Here is an 18,523-nt window from a genome sequence, read left to right as displayed (position 1 = left end):
CAATTCACCTTCAAAGTCTTTGTTAGTATCTTCTGCAAAGTATGAAACAGCTGCCATCATAGCACTTACTTGCCCTTTCATATCAGAAGTTCCTCTACCATATATTTTTCCATCTACTATTCTCGCTTCAAAAGGAGGAACACTCCATTTACTTGCATCTGGAACTGGAACTGTATCTATATGTCCATCAAATAATATTTTTTTACCTGGTTTGTTTCCTTTTATGCATCCTACTATATTTCCATATCTATCTCTTGACCAGCTATCAAAACCTAGTAAAGCAAAGTTTTCTTCTATTGCTTTTACTACATTTTCTTCCTGACCTGAATAACTAGCATTTCTTATTAAATCTTGGCATACTTCAGTTAATTGTTTTTTTCTTGTTTCATTTAACATTTTGATATTCCCCCATATAATTTTTAATTTGTTGATGTTTCACTTTGATATTTTACTTTTTTAATTTACTCATACTTTATTTAATTTATTGATTTTTTGCTTCTTTATATTTTATTTATTAAATTCTTATTTAGACTTTATTTTAATTTTATTTAGTTCTTATTTTAAGTCTTTTATTTGCTTTGGCACTCACCATTCCAAACTATATCTTTATATTTATCAGGGTCAGTGTCTCCTTCTGTACTTATTAATAATACTTTAGAGTTTTCATCTAATTTTAAAGCTTCTCTTAAGTCTTTTAAATCTTCACTTTCAAGGATTGAAACTAATGCTCCAGTTGTAACTGCTCCAGATTCTCCAGAAATTACTTTTTCATCTCCTCTTAGAGGATTTCCTAGTATTCTCATACCTTTAGCAGAAACCCAGTCTGGTGCTGAAACGAATGCTGATGAATAATTTTTTAACACTTCAAACCCTATAGTATTTGGTTCTCCACAAGCAAGACCAGCCATTATAGTTGGCATATCTCCTCCAACAAATCTTGGTTTTCCATCTCCTGCTTCTGCTGATTTATAGTAGCAATCAGCTTCATCAGCTTCTACTACTACTGTTATTGGGCATTCGTCGTATATTGAAGCAACATATCCTTGAACTGCACCAGCAAGTGAACCAACTCCTGCTTGCACAAATACGTGTGTTGGTCTGTCTACTCCATATTCTTTTAATTGCTCTATAGCTTCTTTAGCCATAGTTCCATATCCTTGCATTATCCATGCTGGAATTTCTTCATATCCGTCCCATGCTGTATCTTGAACCATTACTCCGTGGTCATCAGCTTCTGCATAGTCATTAGCTAATCTTACTGCATCATCATAGTTTAGGTCTGTTATACTAGCATCTGCTCCTTCTCCTTTGATTTTATTTAATCTAAATTCAGAAGAACCTTTTGGCATTAATACAACAGATTTTTGACCTAATTTATTAGCAGTCCAAGCAACTCCTCTACCATGATTCCCATCTGTAGCCGTAAAGAAAGTTATTTCTCCTAATTTTTCTTTTATTTCCTTTGAAGTTAATTTGTCATATCCTAATTCAGATATATCTGTATCTAATCTTTGAGCTAAATATCTACCCATAGAATAAGAACCACCTAAAACTTTAAATGCGTTTAATCCAAATCTATAAGATTCATCTTTAACATATATTCCGTTTACTCCTAGTGATTTTGCTAAGTTATCTAATTTAACTAAAGGAGTTTTTTCATATTGTGGAAAGCTCTCATGGAAAGCTTTAGCCTTTGCAATTTCTTCATCTTTTAAAAATTCAATCCCTTTTTCTTTTTCCTCAGATTTAGGTAGATTATTTAATTTCCATTTTATTTCTCTCATTTATTTTATATTCCCCTTTCAAATTTTTCGGTGTCATTTTAAGTTTTTATCTTTGTGTCTTCTAGTAAAGCAATTACTATGCCAATATTATTTATTCTAAAAATATTTTTTTTATGTTGGAATTACATACTTTTATAAAGCTTCTTTAACTTTTATAAATTTTGAATGTGAAAAATAAGATTTATAAAAGAAAAAATTCTCATATTGGGAAATTTTTATCAATACGAGAATTATCAATTCGAGAAACCGTTTCTTTGTTTTAATTTTTCCTTTATTATGTCTTATTCTTTATCTGTCTACTATTTTGTTAGATATATTACTGTATTTTATTTTCTATAAATATATGGTTATGACCTTCTATAATTTTATATTTTGATTGTTTATGTTACTACTATTCTTCTTCCAATTTTCTATATAATGTAGCCAAACCTATGCCTAAGTCTTTTGCTATTTTTTTCTTTGTTTTTGTATCTCTTCCATACTTATTCAACAACTTACTTATGTAAGTCAACTCTAATTCTTTAATTGAGAGTATCCTTTCTTGATTTTCTACTATCCCTTCAACTATATCATTTTCAAACGTTATACCTGTACTCTTACATACATTTCCATTAATATTATAATAGTTCAAAATATCTAATGGAAGCATATCTTTATATATTATTCCATCATCTCCAACTAAATTCATCATATACTCAACTGCATTTTCCAGTTCCCTTATATTTCCCGGCCAATTATAGTTAATCAACATATTCATAACATTTTCTTCTATTTTATTCAATTGAATACCTAATTCTAAAGAATATTTAGAAGCAAATTTCATCATTATTGCTTCAATATCATCTTTTCTTTCCCTAAGGGGTGGCAAATTTATAGGAATTACATTTAGTCTATAGTATAAATCATCCCTAAATTTACCTTCATTTACTAGTTTCAGTAAATTTTTATTTGTAGCTGCAATTACTCTTATATCTAAATCAATAAGTTTATTTGACCCAATTCTCGCAAATTTTCTTTCTTGTAAGACTCTAAGTAGCTTTGCTTGCAAAGGCATGGACAAATCGCCCATTTCATCAAGAAATATAACACCTTCATTTGCAAGTTCAAATTTACCTACCTTACCACCACTACTAGCTCCACTAAATGCTCCCTTTATATATCCAAACAATTCACTTTCAAGAAGGTTTTCTGGAATAGCAGCACAGTTTATAGCAATAAATGGCTTATTCCATCTACTACCTTCTGCATGTATAGCTCTAGCAATTAGCTCTTTACCTGTACCACTTTCACCAGTTATAAGGACAGTCGAATTTGATTTTGCTAATTTCTTAGTTCTCTCTTTAACTTTCACCATAGCTTCTGAATTTCCAATTATAGACTCTATATCACTATTTCCCCATCCACTATTTACCTTTCCATGTCCTTTATGGTTGATATATGTCTTGTCAAATATTATTATTTTGTCATATTGATTTATATATGGATATACAGGAATTATTTTGGCATTTATATTATAAATTTTGTTATCAATATCAATTTCTAGCAATTCATGTCCATTTGAGGATGATTCAACTGATACTATATTCACTATATTTTCGATTATATTTTTCTCAATATCTAATTTTTTTAGAGCTATGTTGTTTATATAGGATATTTTGCTATTTATATCCAGTATTATAACGCCTTTTTCAACATTTTCAATTATTTCTATCATCATATTCATTTTTCTGCTACTATTTTTTGACGCTTCATGTTCTTCTATCTTCATGGAAATTAAATCGCATATATGATTGATAAATTTTAAATAATTATCTATTTTTGCACTTATTTCTACTTTTTTAGTTTTATCTGTACTAATAGCACCAATTACCCCTATAGTACGATTATTATATTTTATTGGAACTGCTATTATTACTTTATTTAGGCATTTCATGTAATGGGAACATTCTATACAAAGCTGATTATCACATATATCCAATACGACTAATTCCTGACCTGTCTGTATAACTTTATCATAAATAAAACCCTCAGTAACAACGCTTTCATTTATCTTTGATTTATATAGACCTGTGCCACTAATCCTTATTAATCTATCATCAACTATTTCAATATCTACATCTAATACACTAGCTACTGTTTCAGTGTATTTTATCATTTCTTGTTGAAATTCTTTTAATTTACTTAACATAGTCTCCCCCATTATAATTTAATTTACCAAATTATCAGTTTAGCTATATTTTAACATATAGTCAATTTTTAAAATATATATAAAACACAAAAAAGCCTTCCTCTTGTAACAGATATATTTTTGGCACAAAATATACATTACATGAGAAAAGCTCAATAGTTAAATATTTAGATAGATTTTTATATAGACTTTTTAATATAAACTTTTTTATTTTAATTGTAGACTTTTTTATTAGTTTTTAATTTTCATTAGTTTTGTTATCATTGTTATTGTTATAATACTGCCATTGCTTCAATTTCTAAAACTGCATCTTTTGGTAATTGAGCAACTTGTACACATGATCTTGCTGGTGGATTTTCTTTAAAATATGTAGCATACACTTCATTAATATCATTAAAATCTTTTAAATCTTTTACGAATACTGTAGTCTTAAATATTTTATCCATACTTGTACCAGCTTGCTCTAATATTGCTTTTACATTATCTAAAGAAGCTTTTGTTGCTTCTTTTGGGTCAGATACTAACTCACCAGTTTTCATATCTATTGGAAGTTGACCTGATGTAGAAACTATATTTCCAACTTGTATTGCTTGAGAATATGGTCCAATTGCTCCTGGAGCTTTCTCTGTAGCTATTACTACTTTTGACATAACTTCACCTCCTATTATTAGGTTATATTTACAGGAAAATAAAATTTCCTAAACACCAATATCAATATGAACCTTTAGATTAAATTTCAAATCTAAAACTTCAAATAATCAATACTCAGATGATTATATTTATTTGTGTTCATGTTAACTTTTATTAAAGCAATTAACATGCCAAACTTTACCTATCTATAAAATTTTGTGAAGTCATTCAAACTAGTAACATCTAAATATTTTTGTAAGAAAATGCTTCAAAATTACTTTTTCCTAATGTCAATTTTTTTCTCATATCTAGAATTTTACCAACTTGAGAATTCTTGTTTTGAGAATTTATAGATTAAAACTGGCTTCTTAATCTCAAATCATCAAGTTATTATGTATGAAAGGACTATAGTTGACAATCCAACTACTATAAATAATAAAACCTTTACCCAAACCTTATTTACTCTAGTTATCATAGAGCCTATTGAAAATATAATAGCCAAATATAATAGTAACCAAAAAATTATCAATACCCATCACCATTGCTGAGAACTTACAGGTTTCCCTTTTAATAATCTTACTTCACAACATTACCCCTCTCATAATAAGTTCATAATCTATGATTAAATTATTATGTTGATTATCTCCCAGCAACTTTCTCCTTTCCTATTTTTTAAATCTTTTATAGAATTGTATCATGTCTAAGTGAATTTTCATACTATTAAGTCTTTTTTCTAATAAAGCATTAGCTCTCATTCTATGCCCAATAATGTAAGATTGTAGTTATTTTATTGATTTCAATAAATTTATTTAATATACTGATATTAATTATTCTTATATGAAATTATTATTTATTAGGGGGATTTTTTAATATGGGTAAAAGTGAATTAACAGCAGAAACAACAGAGGAAATGTTAAAAGTATTAAGTGGTAAAGATTATAATATTGCTTGTGATTTACATGAACTTGGCAAATCATTAGATTGCAAAATTGAGCCAAAGACAGGGGCTCGTTCTTACAAAATAGTATATTCAACTAAAAAACCAAAACGTAGCTTATTTACTATTGAATGTAACGAAAAAAAATGGAGAGTTAAAGCAAATCTTTTTCATCTAAATTCATATAAAAATTCTGTAGAGGAATGCTCTAAAACTATTAAGGATAGTATCACTAAAACTCGAACTTGTAAAAAATGTAATTCAAAGTGTATTGGTGGTTCTTCATTTGAATTAGATGGAAAGTCTTACTTAACTTGTATAGGAAGTGGTCATTATTTTGCAAATATGGAAGATACTGATTGGAAAAGTCTAGAAGAATTAATTACTAAAGAAAATAACATCATGCAAGAATCTGTATAATTTTTTATAGTGATTATTAAAATATACGAGTGGCACTAGGTATTTAAATAAATATTGTAAATAAAGGACAGATTAAAATTAATCTGTCCTTTATTATATACAAACGTACTATACCAACTTGCCCATTTCATATGCCTCTTTCATTGACTCGCTTCCCTTAATCTCTCCTACATGCCAAACTCCTACACCATATACTATACCTTTTTCCTTAGACCCATTTAAACATGATGTAAACCCTCTAAATCCTTCTATTGTTCTTTCCATATCATCCACATTTTTATCTGCTGCTGCAACAATAAAATAGAAATCTTTATCACAAATTTCAGTATATCCAGAACAAGTTCTATCAATCATAGTTTTCATTTGTCCATTCATAGTATAAAAATAAACTGGAGTTGCCAAAACAATCACATCTGCTTTAATCATTTTTTCAAGAATTTCTCCCATATCATCCTTCTGTGGACAACTTGCTCCTTTTTCATAACATGCACCACATCCAGTACAATAGTTAACATCTTTATCTTTTAGAAATATCTTCTCTACTTTATTTTTTGATTCTAATGCCCCTTGCATAAATTGGTCACACAATAAATCAGAATTTCCACCTTTTCTAGGGCTTGCAGACACTATTAATACATTTTTACTCATAATATACTTCCTCCACTTATTTATTCATACTGTTTTCTAATGTCTTTTCTTTTTCAACAAGACCTTCTTCATATCTATCAATCTTAAAATTTAATCGTTCCAAAGTTTTTTGCATTTCTTCCATTCTTTTAGCTAATTGATTTCTCTGTTCTATCAAAAGTTCTTTTCTCGCTTGAATAGTACTATTTCCCTGTTGAAACATAGCCACATATTCAATCAGTGTCTCAATAGAAAGGCCTGCACTTCTCATACATTTTATAAAATTAACCCACTCGCAATCTTTTTCTGTAAAAGACCTAATCCCACTTTTATTTCTACCTACAGGTGGTATCAGACCAATGCGTTCATAGTATCGTAAAGTATCTGCTGAAAGCTCGTATTTTTTGCTAACTTCTGAAATCGTCATACATATATACCTCTCTCTTGATATTGTATAGATTAAAATATCATTAAATAACTTAAATAATATTCTATCGAAATTGCTTATTCTGTTTATCTATATTTGGTAAATTATCAAAACTATTTGCCCTATTTATCTACATATAATTATTTTTTAAAATTATTTATCCTGTTTATTTATATCTATTAATTATTTTTCAAAGATTTCTGCCACATTCTTTAAGGCATCTATAATTTTAATATGTTGTGGGCAACTTTCCTCACATTGTTTACATCCAATACAATCTGATGCTTTACCATAAGTCTTAGTATAGTTATTATAGTAAACCATCTGTGTCGAAAATCCAGTATTAAGAGCTTGTTTTTCTGAATTGTACAATGCAAAGTAGTTTGGAATAGCAATATTCTTTGGACATCCCTCTACACAGTATTGACATGCAGTACATGGAACTGCAATTGATTCATTAATAATTTCTACAGCTTCATCTATAACATCGTATTCATCTTTTGTGAATGGTTTGAAGTCTTGCATATACCCTGTATTGTCTAATAATTGTTCCATATTTGACATTCCACTTAAGACCATCATTACATTGTCTTTACTTGCTGCAAAACGGATTGCCCAAGATGGTATTGACATATCTGAATTATAGTCATGGAATAATTTCTCTGCTTTTTCTGGTATTTTGGCAAGTGTACCACCTTTTACTGGTTCCATAACAATCACAGGTTTATTGTGTTTCTCTGCTATCTCATAGCATTTTCTAGACTGTATGCTTTCATTGTCCCAGTCTATATAGTTAATCTGTAATTGCACAAAATCTACTTCTGGATGCTCAGTCAAGACTTCATCTAATAATTCTGCACTATCATGAAAAGAAAAACCAATATTCTTTATTTTCCCTTCCTTTTTCTTTTCTTCAATAAACTTAAAACTATCAAATTTTTTAGCTATTTCATAATGTGACACACCTATATTATGTAGAAGATAATAATCAAAATAATCTACACCACACTTTTCTAACTGCTCATTAAAAATAGTCTCTTGTTCTTCTTTTTCCTTTAAAACCATTAATGGTAGTTTTGTAGCTACAGTAAAGCTATCTCTTTTATGTCTCTTTACTAAAGATTCTCTAAGTGCTATCTCACTTTTTCCCATGTGATATACATAGGCTGTATCAAAATATGTAAATCCTCTCTCCAAGAAAGTATCAACCATTTTATTTAAATATTCCATATCAATAGTTGTAACATCATTTTCATCTTTTATTGGTAAACGCATTAATCCAAAACCTAATTTTTTTGCCTCCATTGCTTTACTTCCCCCTTTAAAACTTATTTGTTTTATTTCTCTCTTAACTTCTCTTTTGAATATATATAATTCTTGCATAATTATACTTTACTACTTGGAGTTAACTTCAAGTCAATAGATTTTTTTATTTTTGATAGAAATATTATAGAAATATAGTTTTTGACATTAATCTACTGAATGTTCTTTCCACTTCCCACTTCTCCAACGCCACAAGAAACAGATACTTCGGAAACCCCAGTCCATAAGCATTGCTATAAATATACTCAAAACACCAATTCCCGCAATATAGGCTAATAGATAGCTACAACCAATACGAAAAATAAGCATAGATAAAATAGAATATTCTCTAACAGATTTAGGAATAAGTTTTGTTCCTGTTTTAGAAAATATGAAGCAATGGGGAAAAACTTATTTGTCAAATGATAAAAATGAATAATGTATACCCCTTTTAAAAAACATTTTCCTATTTATATTTATGATACAATATTAAATATAAATAGGAAAATTTTATGTTTAAATAATCTTATCTGTTGATTTTATAATATTAGATTCAGTATCAACTTGATTTTAAGATTATATTTTACTAAGTAATGCTAAATAATAAAATTTTAAAGATTGTGAGGTAAAAATATGAATAAGAAAAGTTTAGCTATATTAGTATCGGGTGTTATGTTTTTTTCTAGTTCTTCAATAATTTTTGCAAATAACGCTACAAAACAAGAACGACTAATAGGTAAAACAAGATTTGAAACAGCTGTAGAGGTAAGTAAATTGGGATGGGTTCAATCAAAAACAGCTATTCTAGTTAATGGTGACTCTATTCAAAGTGCTCTTTGTGCAAATCCATTTGCCATACTAAAAAATGCACCTATTCTTTTAGTAAACAGTAATAGTATAGAAAATTCGACTAAAGCTGAACTTAAGAGACTTGGTGTAGACAACGTGTACATAGTAGATAGTGGAAATAGTATTTCTGATAAAGTAGAAAATGAAATAAAATCACTTAACATAAAAATAAATAAAATAGCAGGAAATAATATATATGAAATGTCTACAAATGTACTTAAAGAAATAGATAAGATAAAAAAGGTAGAAAATATTGCTGTTGTAAATGGATTAAAGGGGTTATCTGATGCAGTTAGTATAGCTTCTCCCGCAGCAGTACACAATATGCCTATAATACTAGTATCAGATGAAAATAGTAATAACAACAGTATAAATTTCTTAAATAATAAATCTATAAAGAAATCCTATATAGTTGGAGGAAATAAGGTCTTATCAGACAACATAGTAAAAAAATATCCAAACAAAGAAAGAATTAGTGGCTCAGATAGAAACAATACTAACGCAAAAATTATCGAACAATTTTATAAGGACAAGAAAATAAATAATATATTTGTAGCCAAAGATGGTATTAATCAAGAAAATGCACTAGTAGATTCATTATCAATAGGAGTACTAGCTGCTAAAGAAAATTCACCTATAATGATATCTAATGGTAGCCTTGTAAATAGTCAAAAAGAATTTATTAAAAATAAAGACATAGATAAAATAACACAAGTAGGAGGAGGATATAACCAAAAAGCATTTGAAGATATTTTAAAACTAAAAAATGTTGATATAAGAAATAAAACTAAGAAAATATCTTTAATACAGGCTAAAAATATATTAAAACAAGCTCTTCCAGGAAACAATATTTTAGTTTGTTATTATGACGAAGATGATAATAAATATGACTGCAAAGTTCTAAAAGATAATGTTGTATATGAAATAGAAATTGATGCATACTCTGGCAAAATAATAGAAATTGAAAAAGACGATGACTTAAATGATAACAATTTAGGTACAAAAAATATATCATTGGATAAAGCTAAATCTATAGCACTAGATGCTATTCCTAATGGTAATTTAATCTATTGCAAATACGATGCTGAAGATAATGAATATGAAGCTAAAATAGTAAAGAATAAAAAAACATATGAATTAGAGATAAATGCATTTGATGGAAGAATTGTAGATATTGATATGGACAAGGATTCTGATGATGATGACTTTGATGACAACAATAACTCTAATACTAATGACAATAGTTCTATTATTGGTGCTGAAAAAGCTAAATCAATAATGCTAGATAAGGTACCTGGTGGGAAAATAGTAAAATTTGAATATGATGAAGATGATAAAGAATATGAAGGTGAAATAAGAAAAGGAAATACTGAATACGAGATAACAATCAATGCAATTACTGGTAAGATATTAGAGTTTGAAATAGATAATTAATAAAGTACACACTTTTATTAGTTATTATAAAGCCATAGGTACTGGATTTTCCTGTATTTATGGCTTTTATTTTATTTTTTGTTTTTTCAATATTGTATCTCTATCACATACACTTTAACTCAAAGCTAGTAAAAATGTACTCAATATTATATATCTTGATAATAATCTACCCTTTCAATACTTTAATAATAATTCCCTTATTTCTTTACAAAAAATTGTTGCGTGATTTACTCATGAATTAACAATAAAGTTAATATATAATTTGACTGTATAAAGATGAAAGGAGATATATACAATGAATACCATATTAAAAGTAAATAACATAACTAAAATTTATACTAAGGGTCAAAAACCAAGTTTAGATAAGGTATCTTTCAATGTATCAGAAGGAGAATTTATAGGGATAATGGGGGCTTCTGGTTCTGGAAAAACAACTCTTCTTAACGTATTATCTACAATTGATAAACCAACAAGTGGAGATATTTTCATAAACAATGTAAGCTTGAAATCACTTAATGATACCAGTTCTGCTGATTTTCGTAGGGATAATTTAGGTTTTATCTTTCAAGAATATTTTTTACTAGATAGCCTTACAATTTTCGAGAATATTTCGGTGCCCCTTACACTTCAAAAACTACATCCAGATAAAATAGAAAACATGGTAAGAAGTCTAGCCGAACGCTTTGGTATAACTACTCAATTAAACAAATATCCAAATGAATTATCTGGAGGTCAAAGGCAGAGAGCTTCAGCAGTTAGAGCAATAGTTAAACAACCTAGCATTCTATTTGCAGACGAACCAACAGGTGCTTTAGATTCCAACTCAGCCACTGAGCTACTCTACTCACTACAAGAAGCAAATGAGGAATTGAAAACAACAATTTTAATGGTAACACACGATGCCTATGCAGCTAGTTTTGCAAATCGAATTTTGATTTTTAAAGATGGTTGTATCATTAAAGAACTAGGCAAGCAACAAAACAACAGGGGTACATTTTATGAATTGATTATTAAAGAAATTACAAAATTGGATACTAAAAGATAGGAGGATAATTTAATGAACATTTTTTACATGGCAATAAAAAACCTTAAAAAGAACCTTTCATTCTATTCTCTATATATGCTTTCAGTCTCTTTTGTTATCACTGTATTTTTTGCATTTACTTCATTTTCTGTTAATAAAGTAATGTTAGAAAAGATTTCAACTGACGGCAGAGTCGAGTCTATGTGTAATGTTATCTCAATATTTTTAATGGTATTTGTTATCTTCTATATGACATATTCAAATCGCTTCTTCTTGAGACGTCGTACAAAAGAACTTGGCATATATACTTTACTTGGCTACCGTAAGTTTACAGTCCTATCACTACTTACTTTTGAGAATATATTAACTTGTATTGGAGCTCTTATTGTTGGATTGATATTGGGGGCATTGGTTCATAAAGGTATTGTCTTTGGAATTAATGCACTTCTCAATTTGTCAATTGACAATTCACAAATCCCATTTTTTAATATGAGTGCAATATCTAAAACAACACTCTTTATAGTCTTAGTTGTTTTAGTAATAGCTATATCAAACGCTAAATTTATTTTTAAGACTTCACTTATAAAATTAGTAAGATATGAAAAAAGTGCAGAAAAAAAGTTGAAGTTCCGAAAAATTCCAGCTTTTATAGGCTTTATTCTGATTTTAAGTGGCTATTGTCTAGCATTAGATATTCTTCGTGGAACTAAGTCAGTATGGATACGTATAGGATTTTATCAAATAGGTTTGATAACTATGATTCTTATTGTAGTTGGTACAATTCTCTTTATCAGTTCCTTTCTTCCATACATTATGCAACATAGCAAAAAAAATAAAAAAGCTTTCTATACAGATATAAAGATAATAACTACTCCAAACTTTATCTATCGTATTCGCTCAAATTCTAAGACTCTGATTATGCTTACACTGCTCTGTGCTGCTACTTTAACAGTTTCAAGTGTCATGGCACTCTCTTTATATTATCCTATTGCATCAATTTCACGTATTGCACCTTCAGAGATAGAATTTAGAGTAGAAAGAAATAAGCAAATTGAAGATGTAAAACAAATTATAAGTCAATATACATCGAATACAGACGATGTTACTTTTACACAGACAGATATTTATAAAGTAAAATCTTCAACAAAAGACCTTCCAATTGAATATACAATTGGTACATCTAGGAATGATTTATCTAATAATAGTTCATTAAAAAAATTTATTCCTAGAGAGGCAGGGTTTGAATGTATATCTTTTTCTGATTACTACACTTTATTAAAGGGACAAAATCGAACAAAACTACTAAAACAACTTACTCCTTTAAGAGATAATGAATGTATTTTGGTAAAGTATCAACCGAATAATGATGGAAGTAGTGAAAATGGAATGATTTATCCACTACTCATCAATGATACAAAAACACCTATAATAGTAAAAGAGACATCTCTAAATAATGCCATCTCTTTTGGTAATAGTGTTGGAACTCTCGTTGTTAGTGATAGTATATATAAGAAAATAGCTCAAAATAAATTACCAGTAACAAGTATTGTAAGTATCAATGGTAAATCAATTAAAAATAACGAAAATTTATATAGTGACATCTCAGATTATTTAAATAAAAGTCCTTATTTACAATGTCATTCCCACAGGATTAATGACTTATTATCAATTAATAGCTCTACATTCCTGCTAATAGGATTTCTTGTTGTTTTATTTTTTATTGCTGTTGGAAGTATTTTATACTTTAACAATATATCAGCAGTTTCAGATTCAAAGTCTGACTATGATATTTTACAAAACATGGGCTACACTAATGTTCAAATAAAAAAAATTATCAAGAAGCAGGTGTTGCCATTTTTTAATATTCCATTTTTACTTGGGATATTGGATTGTGTATTTGCTACTTTGGTCTATAAAACTGCTTTGATGCAAGATTTACTTGGAAGCTCGTTTTCACAATACATACCTGTAATTATTGCTATTTTCTTAACTGCCATAGTATATTTAATATACTACATACTCACTACTAAAACCTGTTGTAAAATCGTATTAAAAAAATGATATTTACCTAAATCGTCATACTTAAATGTGTGACGATTTAGTCCACTTTATTTATTTATAAATATTTTATATAATAAAAATTATAAACTCATAAATTTGATATAGTCATGAGCCTAATATAATACACACTATAAATCTATAAGGAGGTGTATAAAATTGACAAACTTTAATTTAAAAATACTATTTTTAGGAAACTATATCTTATCACTCCTCTTTATGGTATTGTCTACAAATGTTGAAACTTATCTGAATATACAAAGCATCATTCCCTTGATAATCTCAACATTATTACTTATAGATATTACATATATAACATCTTGTAATGTCAGAGAAAATAATACTATCTCATTGTTTTGTGGATTGTTAATGCTTGATAGTTGGTATTTACTCTTATCCTCTATAGTAACACCTGTAAGTACTATTATTTTTGAAATATTAAGCCCAATTATATTGTATATCTCCATCAAATTTATACTTTTATTCTTGTTTCAAGGTAGCGGATATAAGTTTCGCAAGATAACAGATATTTTATTATTTATCACTTGCTTTGGTACAGTTATAGGAACATTTATTTCTAAAAGAATATATGCTGGTATGTATGGACTACAGTTTGTAGTAAGTATAGCATGCTTTTTATATATTGTTTTTTACCATTGGAAAAGGGTTGATTTTGTCATAAGAAGTGAAAAAAAGCCTATATTTATTTCTATATTTATAACACTAATAGGATTTATTATTTATTACTTTTTCACAATAAAAATTTCAAATCATATTAGTAATTTTGGAATCTATCTAACTGTATTGATATTTTCTATGAGTATTCATGGGATTGTACTTAGAGAAAATGATAGTTTTCCTCTTTCAACAATCTTTAGCCTAAAACAAAGGATTATTCTTCTTTTTATAAGTATCACATTAATTAGTATGATAGTAATATTTAGTGGTGGCAATTTATCTATAATATTGATAGCTATAAACACCTTGTTTATGTTAATTTTTATTTGTAATATTATTTTGGAATTTAATCTAAAATATGAAAAAAAACAAATAACTAAAGATAGTAAGTATACTCTAGCATTAGATAGATTACAACAAGAGGAACGGCTAAAGATAGAGTTCTCTAATTTTTTACATGATGATATATTGCAAGACTTACTTTCAATAAAAAATATGACTAACAAGTCACATCGCCCAGAAATACAGGATATTATATGTGATACACTTAATGATTTAAATACACGTATAAGAAAGCAAATGCAAGACTATCATCCTGTAATATTAAAAAATCTAACAGTAAAAGAAAATTATCAGAATTTGATTGAAAGTGTTTCCTTAACTTTTTCACAAAGAGATATTTCCGTTTCATTTATATGTTCTGATACTTTATTTTTGGTTGAGCCATATGATATATTGATATACCGTTTAATTAAAGAATTGCTAACAAATGTATATAAGCATTCAAATGGTAGCCATGCATGGATAACTTTATCATTTGAAAAAGATATAATAAAATTGGATATTAGTGATAATGGTGTTGCAAATACATCCCTCAAAACTCATCTAGGTATATCTAAAATCTCTTTAGATACAACAAAGCATAAAGGAATTGTATCAATTAAAGAACAAGTAGAAAATCTAGGAGGAACAATAAACATATCTGATAACATACCCCATGGTGCTTGTGTACAAATTACAATTCCTATGAAAGGAGATGGTTCTTATAAATATTTTGTTAGTTGATGACCATACACTTTTTGCTAAGAGCTTGTCCATTGCATTAGAAGAATATGATGAAATTGAACAATTTTATTCTACACAAGATGTTCATAATTTATCAGAAGTGATTGTAGGTAAAAGAATAGACATTGTCTTAATGGATATAAATCTTAAAGACTTAAGCGAATATGATGGATTAAAAGTAGCTTATAATTTATTAAAGATTAACCCTACCATTAAAATAATAATGTTAACAGGATATGACCTGCCTGTTTATAAATATGAAGCTAAAAAAATAGGTATCTGCGGATTCCTTAATAAAAATATTAGTCCTGATAGTTTAATTGATTCTCTATTAAAAGTATATCAAGGTAAAACTTGTTTTACATCTGAAAACGATGAAATAATTATTGAAGATTTGACAAGTATGGAGAAAAAAATATTACAGCTTATCTGTAGTGGTAAAAAAAGAAAAGTGATTGCTGACGAGTTGTACATAAGTGAAAGAACATTATCAAATCATCTACAACATATATATGACAAACTAGATGTTTCTTCATCAGTTGAAGCTATCACAAAAGCAATTCAAATGGGTTATATTTCTCCAATATATTAAAAAAATAGTGTGCACTTCTCACTAAAAAAATGCACACTATTTTTTAATATACTGTTTATCCTTACATATACTCATATTTTAATCAACTAAAAACAAACTAACCTCTTAATAAATATCTCTCTACAGTTACTCATACATATCCTCACATCTATCTCCATAATTACAAGGTCTTAAAGAACTTCCTTCACTTAAATACGACTCAAAGTCACATCCAAACAAAATTGCTGGCTCTATATACATCTCCATAGATGTATATCTCCATCTTTTTACTTTTGACTCTATAACCTTATAAAAATCTTCTAAACAATGCCCTTCTTTTAATCTTTCATCTATAATCTCCTTGGTTATACCTAAATCAACTTTAAAATTTTTTCCTGATTCATTATTTAGTTTTCTTATAATAACTTCATGAATACTTTCTAAAGCTTGGTAAGTTGATTCTTCAGGTGCATTTTTATTTAAATTCTTTTTATTTAAATTGTTTTTTAATAACTCTTTTTTCTTTGTCTCATTTTCTGTTTCACATCCTGTATCAATTACCCACTCATAATCTTCATCTATACTCTCTTCATCTATACAGCCATATGTGTTGGTATTATTGTGCTTGAACAACCCATCTCTATGCTTATATTTCATTGATTTTTGATTATTGTTAATAGTTCCATTAATATATTTCTCTATATTTGTGAAAATATCACTATTTTTCGTTACAACCTCTGTATTACTATCTTCAGAACAAACATAACTATATACAGAACAACAATTTCCCTTTACTCCTCTACTTATTAGTCTCAATATACCTAAATCTATAAACTCATTTACAAGTCTACTTATTGTAGATATGGATACATCAAGGTCTGATGCAGCTTTTCTTACTGTCATCATAAATTGTCCTCTTGGCAAAGTCTTTTTTAATCTTTGTATATTTTCCTTTCTCATTACATAATGATTAAATCTTATTCTATTTACATCACTTCGTTCATTAAAATATAATACTGCTGAATTTAATTGATAAAAACTGTTACTCATATTCTCACTCCTCCATTTTAAATAAATAATCATTTATAAAAGTATTTAGATTTGTAAATAACCTATTAGATGATTATTTTTATTTTAAAGTTTTAAGTATAATAAGTTAATGGTGTAGATTTAACTTTTTTATTTAAACAATAAATTTAATATTATTTTTAATATAAAAATTTTATTAAATTTAGTATGTAATTTTTTAATATTATTTTATATCCTCTATGCTTTTGTACTATATATTAAACTACTCTACCTTAACTACCTTCAATTCTTATTAACCTGATAACTATCCCATATAATAAGTTATGTATTTATATAAATACACAATCAAAAATAAATCACTATGGTATACTAATTATTACGAATATCATACTGATATCTACAAAGACAAATATAAGACATCTTATACTTTTTATTAATTATAAAAAATTGGATACCACCTTATTTTCCATAAATTACAAATATATAAAATATTATTACTATCACTTAGTTAATATATACAGTTTACACAATGAGGAGGGATATTTATGACAAGCTCAAAAAGTAAAACAGAATATCTAAATCGTATTTGCAAAGTACAAGACTATATAGAAGAACATCTACATGAACCACTTTCTCTCGATGAACTTTCCAATATAGCAGGTTTTTCAAAGTTTCATTTTCATAGAATTTTCAAAGCTATAGAAAAAGAAACTTTATCTCAGTATGTAAATAGACTAAAACTAGAAAACGCAACAGCTTTTCTTATTCATCGTACTGATATGACAATTACTGATATTGCACACTACTTTGGTTTTACTGATTCTGCAATTTTTTCTAGAGCATTTAAAAATTATTATAAAATAAGCCCTATAAAATATAGAAATAATTATAGCAAGAATTGCAAAGAACCATATAAAATTTCTCAGTACAATAGAAGCATATCAAAACCTAAATGCAAGAATACTAGAGAGGTTAAGGGTGAAATTGAAATTCTAGAACTTAATGATATGAATACTGTTTATACTAGATATACTGGTTCATATGGTAATCTAACCAATACTTTCCCAAAACTCTTAGAAAAGCTCTTTACATATGTAAGTGAGCAGAATCTAATTGAACTTGATAATACAAAAATATTAGCTATATATCATGATAATCCACAATTTACACAGGAACATCAATTAAGAACTAGTATTTGTATGACAATTCCAGACAACAAGATTGTCAAAGAAAATGATAATATTGGTAATATGATAATACCTTCTGGAAAGTATCTTGTGGGACATTTCGATATTTCAAAACATGAATACAGTGATGCTTGGGATTTTATGTATAATGAATGGCTATCAAATGGCAATTACAAGTTACGTTCATCATTTCCTTTTGAAGTATATCTTAATAACCCAAACAATCACCCTCAAAATAGGCACTTAGTTGATATATATTTACCTATAGAACCTTTTTAATAACCTACTCTAAATTATTCTTGTACTAAGGATT

General features: G+C 27.8%; 16 protein-coding genes. 8 read left to right on the top strand and 8 right to left on the bottom strand.

From position 1 onward, the window contains the following. From Q3223_RS19160 to Q3223_RS19145, 4 genes are all read right to left on the bottom strand, one after another. Positions 1–396 (bottom strand): M20/M25/M40 family metallo-hydrolase (locus tag Q3223_RS19160; protein WP_138211370.1); only part of this gene is annotated, 396 nt, incomplete at its 3' end. A gap of 173 nt (positions 397–569) precedes the next feature. Continuing rightward, entirely contained in the window at positions 570–1,784 is a 1,215-nt protein-coding gene (dpaL, locus tag Q3223_RS19155) for a diaminopropionate ammonia-lyase (protein ID WP_054270760.1), read from the bottom strand. 391 nt (positions 1,785–2,175) lie between these two features. Further along, the gene (locus Q3223_RS19150; RefSeq protein WP_054270761.1) at positions 2,176–3,972 is read right to left on the bottom strand and encodes a sigma 54-interacting transcriptional regulator; all 1,797 of its coding nucleotides are present in this window, start codon (positions 3,970–3,972) and stop codon (positions 2,176–2,178) included. A 272-nt stretch (positions 3,973–4,244) separates the two neighbouring features. After that, the gene (locus Q3223_RS19145; protein WP_003421988.1) at positions 4,245–4,622 is read right to left on the bottom strand and encodes a RidA family protein; all 378 of its coding nucleotides are present in this window, start codon (positions 4,620–4,622) and stop codon (positions 4,245–4,247) included. A gap of 851 nt (positions 4,623–5,473) precedes the next feature. On the opposite strand from Q3223_RS19145, the gene Q3223_RS19140 reads away from it, so the two are divergent. Continuing rightward, entirely contained in the window at positions 5,474–5,959 is a 486-nt protein-coding gene (locus Q3223_RS19140; protein WP_284182400.1) for a hypothetical protein, read from the top strand. A gap of 108 nt (positions 5,960–6,067) precedes the next feature. Here Q3223_RS19140 and Q3223_RS19135 read toward each other — a convergent pair whose 3' ends face one another. The 3 genes from Q3223_RS19135 to Q3223_RS19125 all read right to left on the bottom strand — a co-directional run bounded on the left by Q3223_RS19135 (position 6,068) and on the right by Q3223_RS19125 (position 8,318). Next, entirely contained in the window at positions 6,068–6,607 is a 540-nt protein-coding gene (locus tag Q3223_RS19135) for a flavodoxin family protein (protein WP_054270764.1), read from the bottom strand. Between the two features lie 16 nt (positions 6,608–6,623). After that, the gene (locus Q3223_RS19130; RefSeq protein ID WP_054270765.1) at positions 6,624–7,013 is read right to left on the bottom strand and encodes a MerR family transcriptional regulator; all 390 of its coding nucleotides are present in this window, start codon (positions 7,011–7,013) and stop codon (positions 6,624–6,626) included. Positions 7,014–7,196: 183 nt separating this feature from the next. Next, positions 7,197–8,318, bottom strand: a complete 1,122-nt coding sequence (locus Q3223_RS19125) for an aldo/keto reductase (RefSeq protein WP_407812402.1) — start codon at positions 8,316–8,318, stop codon at positions 7,197–7,199. A gap of 310 nt (positions 8,319–8,628) precedes the next feature. On the opposite strand from Q3223_RS19125, the gene Q3223_RS19120 reads away from it, so the two are divergent. The 6 genes from Q3223_RS19120 (at position 8,629) to Q3223_RS19095 (ending at position 16,015) form a co-directional block, all read left to right on the top strand. Further along, complete coding sequence (locus Q3223_RS19120) at positions 8,629–8,754, top strand: winged helix-turn-helix transcriptional regulator (RefSeq protein WP_219674356.1); 126 nt, start codon at positions 8,629–8,631, stop codon at positions 8,752–8,754. Between the two features lie 194 nt (positions 8,755–8,948). Then, the gene (locus tag Q3223_RS19115) at positions 8,949–10,598 is read left to right on the top strand and encodes a cell wall-binding repeat-containing protein (RefSeq protein WP_074180047.1); all 1,650 of its coding nucleotides are present in this window, start codon (positions 8,949–8,951) and stop codon (positions 10,596–10,598) included. 295 nt (positions 10,599–10,893) lie between these two features. Further along, positions 10,894–11,643: an ABC transporter ATP-binding protein gene (locus tag Q3223_RS19110; RefSeq protein ID WP_054270767.1), complete on the top strand. Its 750-nt coding sequence runs from the start codon at positions 10,894–10,896 to the stop codon at positions 11,641–11,643. Between the two features lie 12 nt (positions 11,644–11,655). Further along, on the top strand, positions 11,656–13,683 hold the full coding sequence (locus Q3223_RS19105; protein ID WP_407812401.1) for an FtsX-like permease family protein: 2,028 nt from the start codon (positions 11,656–11,658) through the stop codon (positions 13,681–13,683). A gap of 156 nt (positions 13,684–13,839) precedes the next feature. Next, complete coding sequence (locus Q3223_RS19100; protein ID WP_407812400.1) at positions 13,840–15,423, top strand: sensor histidine kinase; 1,584 nt, start codon at positions 13,840–13,842, stop codon at positions 15,421–15,423. Beyond that, on the top strand, positions 15,395–16,015 hold the full coding sequence (locus Q3223_RS19095) for a response regulator transcription factor (RefSeq protein WP_074180041.1): 621 nt from the start codon (positions 15,395–15,397) through the stop codon (positions 16,013–16,015). The genes Q3223_RS19100 and Q3223_RS19095 overlap by 29 nt, the downstream gene beginning before the upstream one ends. A 126-nt stretch (positions 16,016–16,141) precedes the next feature. Here Q3223_RS19095 and Q3223_RS19090 read toward each other — a convergent pair whose 3' ends face one another. After that, positions 16,142–17,044, bottom strand: coding sequence for a conserved phage C-terminal domain-containing protein (locus tag Q3223_RS19090; RefSeq protein ID WP_054270771.1), 903 nt, complete (start codon positions 17,042–17,044; stop codon positions 16,142–16,144). Between the two features lie 524 nt (positions 17,045–17,568). Between Q3223_RS19090 and Q3223_RS19085 the strand changes: the two genes are divergently transcribed. Next, entirely contained in the window at positions 17,569–18,489 is a 921-nt protein-coding gene (locus Q3223_RS19085) for a GyrI-like domain-containing protein (RefSeq protein WP_407812399.1), read from the top strand. Positions 18,490–18,523 lie beyond the last annotated feature (34 nt).

This window comes from Clostridioides sp. GD02367 (assembly GCF_045900275.1).
GTDB lineage: Bacteria > Bacillota > Clostridia > Peptostreptococcales > Peptostreptococcaceae > Clostridioides > Clostridioides difficile_A.
The sequence above is the reverse complement of the archived record's forward strand: the minus strand, read 5'-3'. Positions and strand labels throughout refer to the sequence as shown.